This is a genomic window from Thioalkalivibrio denitrificans (assembly GCF_002000365.1).
GTDB lineage: Bacteria > Pseudomonadota > Gammaproteobacteria > Ectothiorhodospirales > Ectothiorhodospiraceae > Thioalkalivibrio_A > Thioalkalivibrio_A denitrificans.
On record NZ_MVBK01000086.1, the window covers coordinates 1 to 3,565 of the forward strand.

The 3,565-nt window shown below is 61.3% G+C and carries 3 protein-coding genes; 2 read left to right on the top strand and 1 reads right to left on the bottom strand.

Features of this window, described 5'->3' with window-relative positions; translation table 11 throughout:
• Nucleotides 1-524 precede the first annotated feature (524 nt).
• Nucleotides 525-1,922: a sensor histidine kinase gene (locus tag B1C78_RS13285; RefSeq protein WP_139349939.1), complete on the top strand. Its 1,398-nt coding sequence runs from the start codon at nucleotides 525-527 to the stop codon at nucleotides 1,920-1,922.
• Between the two features lie 6 nt (nucleotides 1,923-1,928).
• Nucleotides 1,929-2,663, top strand: coding sequence for a response regulator (locus tag B1C78_RS13290; protein ID WP_077279661.1), 735 nt, complete (start codon nucleotides 1,929-1,931; stop codon nucleotides 2,661-2,663).
• A 199-nt stretch (nucleotides 2,664-2,862) separates the two neighbouring features.
• On the opposite strand, the gene B1C78_RS13295 is transcribed toward B1C78_RS13290, so the two are convergent.
• Nucleotides 2,863-3,432 carry a superoxide dismutase family protein gene (locus B1C78_RS13295; RefSeq protein ID WP_077279662.1) on the bottom strand — a complete coding sequence of 190 codons (570 nt, stop codon included), beginning with the start codon at nucleotides 3,430-3,432 and terminating at the stop codon, nucleotides 2,863-2,865.
• Between the last annotated feature and the right edge of the window lie 133 nt (nucleotides 3,433-3,565).

The window sequence follows — 3,565 nt, forward strand, 5'->3', positions numbered from 1 at the left end:
GCTGGGCTCCTACAACCGGCCCTGCCTGCCAGCAGCTCACCCCGGATGAACAACGTATTGAGAGATCACAGCTAGCCCGCATACCTCGCCAGAGTCGCGGGAGCAGGCGACGGATTCGCGTTGCTCGGCGCATCCTTGCGCCTCGCCCCTGCGGGGCTTGCGCGACGAATCGCTCCCGGCGATTCGTTCGTAGGCGCCGCTCCGGAGGGAATAGCCGTAGTCATGGGTTGACCGAAGAGCAAGCTTACGGGCGCGAAGACGAGCCTGAACCGCGACAGGACTCGGCGGGAACAACCTGTCATGTTGAGGTTGCCAACCATTTCAACGATTTCCACTTATGTTTCAGCCTGTTGTGCGCCAGCCGGTGTCCGACCGGTGAGACATGGGGGCCAGGACCCTGATTTGGCTTGATATATATCAAGCCCCCAGCTAACCACCCGGTTATAGTCAAAAGGACGCCGGACATGCGGCCTGGAAGACGGGCCGCAGGGAGGCAAAGGGTCATGACTGCAATTTCTCTTCCGATGGGCTGGAACCGGCTCAGTTTGCTGAGCCGGTTCCACCTGCTGAGCGGCGCGATGGTCATCAGCGGCATGATGATCATTGGCGGCTGGCTGGGACATCAGGGTGAAAATCTGGTCGTCGAGCGCAAGGCCAACCTGACGGGGCGCTATGTGGCCACCGTCGTGGCGCCGTACCTGGAAGAACTCCAGAGCCGCCAAACCCTGACCATGGGTGCACAACGGTCGCTTGACGACTTCTTCAGGCAGATGCCGTTTGAAGACACGCTTGCCGTTGCCAAGGTCTGGACGCCCGATGGCCGGATCGCCTACAGCACCAACCCGACTCTCGTCGGAACGGTGCCCCCCGCCAGTCAGTCCCTGCGCAGCGCCCTCGAGGGCAGCGTCGCCGCCCGGATCAGCAACCTGTCGGACCCCGAGAACCAGGCTGAGGCGGAGCGCTGGACCAATCTCCTGGAAATATACGTGCCGATGCGTCGGGGTGGAGACGGTTCGATATATGCCGTCACCGAGCTTTACCTGAAAACCGACGAACTCAATGCTGCACTCGCTTCAATGAGGACACAGGGGTGGTTGCTGATAGCAGGCGCCTCCCTGCTCATGTACCTGCTGCTGTTGGGCATGGTTCGAAACGCCACACGAACCATTCGCCAGCAACGCGACTTGCTCTCCACAAGCCTGCGGGACAAGCGCGCACTGCTGGCCGATAACGAGAAGATGCGGGAGCGCATTCGCAATGCCGGATCGCGTTTCATCACCCTCAAGGAGCGCTGGCTCCAGCAGTTGTCGACAGATCTCCATGACGGGCCCGCCCAGGACGTCTCATGCGCCTTGCTGTATATGGATGCGATCGGCGAGACCTGCAGGAGTTGCGAGCTCCGCGCCGGCAAAGGGCATGAGGTGGGCACCGCAATCGGGAGTGTCGAAACCGCTCTGACCTCCGCACTTGGCGAACTTCGCGGCATCTGCAAGGGGATTCGCAGCATTGATCTCACTGGTTTCACCATTGGCGAGACGGTGGAACATGCCATCAACGAACACAAGCGCCGCTGCGGACAGAAGGCGGAACTTGAGTGCAAGGTCGGCGCCGTGGATGCGCCCGAATCGGTAAAGGTCTCCATCTATCGGATAGTCCAGGAAGCCCTCACGAACGGGTTTCGGCACGCCAGGGGCGCCCGACAGCACGTTCGCGTGGGCATGAATGACGGCTGGATCAGCCTGGAGATCACCGACGACGGACAGGGACTCCCGACGCAGAACCCGTCCTCACGCAAAGGGGGGCTCGGAGTCGCCGGCATGCGCGGGCGCGCAGAGCTCCTGGGCGGAACATTCGAGTTTGCACGGCGCAAAGAGGGGGGCACGAGCATTCGAGCGACCCTGCCCATGGACATTTCGGAGTAAAAGAAGATGAGCAAATCAATCAAGATACTGTTGGCGGATGACCATCCGATGTTTCGCATGGGCGTGGCCTGCGCGCTTGCACACGATCCCATGTTCGAGGTGATCGCGGAAGTGGACAACGGCGAGGACGCTGTAAGGCTTGCGCGTGCCTCATGCCCCGATGTGGCACTGCTCGATATCAGCATGGAAGATAGCGGACTTAATGCGGCCGAGGAGATCGCCGCCGCGTGCGCGCAGACGCGCATCATCATGCTCACGGTATCAGACGAGGAAGAGGACTTGCTGTCCGCGCTTCGGCTGGGTGCGCATGGCTACGTGCTGAAAGGGGTTTCGGGTGACATGCTGCGCAACATCGTGCGCGAAGTCGCAATGGGTGGTGTCTACGTCTCACCGAGCCTGGCGGCCCGGATGCTCAGGGATCTATCCGAGCCCAACACGGCGGGTTCCGTTGATGAACTCACGGCCAGAGAACGCGACATCCTGCAACTGGTAGGTGACGGGTTGACCAATCGTGAAATCGGGGAGCGGCTCTTTATCTCGGAGAAGACGGTCAAACATCACATGACCCATGTGCTGGGCAAGCTTCATGTGCGCAACAGGACGGAGGCGGCCCTGATCGCCTTGAAAAATCGTCCTCCGAAACCCGATCGGCACAGGATCCATCGTCACGCGGCGCGGTATGCAGAGCCCTCGGACGTTCCCATCCGCTCGCTGACCCAAGCCCAGTGCCCTGTCCCGTGAATATCCTGCCCTTCTGCGTGGGCTGTGCGGCCGTGTGGTCCGACACGCTTCCGCAGGAGAGGCCACCCACCCCCCCGTCAGGCATGCGTGACACCGCCACACGCCCACACAACCGAAGGACAAGATATCCACGGGACACGGCTCCGACCCTGGATGTTCGCCTTTCGTGCAATCGCCACCGGTGATATATGCGGGCCCGTCAGTTCAACTTGATCTCTGCACAGGCAATGGGGTCCCCAGCGCCCCCGACCGGCTGGGTATAGTGATCATCCGGGTTCTCGTGGATGATCAACGAGGCACCCCTGGTGGGGTGCATAATGTTCGTGCCGACCGAGCCGTCCAGGGAGGCAAACGTGGTGAACAGTTCATACCGAAGTATCCCGTCATGCACGTAAATGCTGGGGAGGTCACCGGCATGGGGTCCCTCCGGGTGCATCAGCCCATGCTTCTGCCCGCCGTTCGTCCCATGCGCATGAAGACCGGCCCGCGGGAACCCCTCTTCGGGAAGGCTGCAGTCACCCCGGGCGTGAATGTGGATCCCATGGAAGCCGGACCCCTCGGCAACATTCTCCAGTTCCAGCATGATCAGGAGCCCGTGCGGGCCCTGAATGAGTTCGGCGCGTCCGATGTGCTCCCCTTTCAGGTTGATGAACTCCGCATAGGCGGTGGGTTTGTCATAGTCGTAGAGTGGCGGCTCCTGATCAGCAACCGCGGCACCTGCCATGGCTTGAAGGAACAACCCCACCGTCAACAGATGTGCAATCCGCATGTCAGTCTCCTCAAGGATGCGCTAGCCCGCATATCTCACCGGGATCGCGGGAGCAGGCGAAGGATTCGCGCCCGTAGGCGCCGCTGTGGAGTGAAACCCATAGCCGTAGCTATGGGTTGAGTGAAGAGCAAGC

Excerpts from the sequence above, each read along its gene's own strand:
- B1C78_RS13295 (WP_077279662.1), bottom strand. The coding sequence starts at position 3,432 with ATGCGGATTGCACATCTGTTGACGGTGGGGTTGTTCCTTCAAGCCATG.
- B1C78_RS13285 (WP_139349939.1), top strand. The coding sequence starts at position 525 with ATGGGCTGGAACCGGCTCAGTTTGCTGAGCCGGTTCCACCTGCTGAGC.
- B1C78_RS13290 (WP_077279661.1), top strand. The coding sequence starts at position 1,929 with ATGAGCAAATCAATCAAGATACTGTTGGCGGATGACCATCCGATGTTT.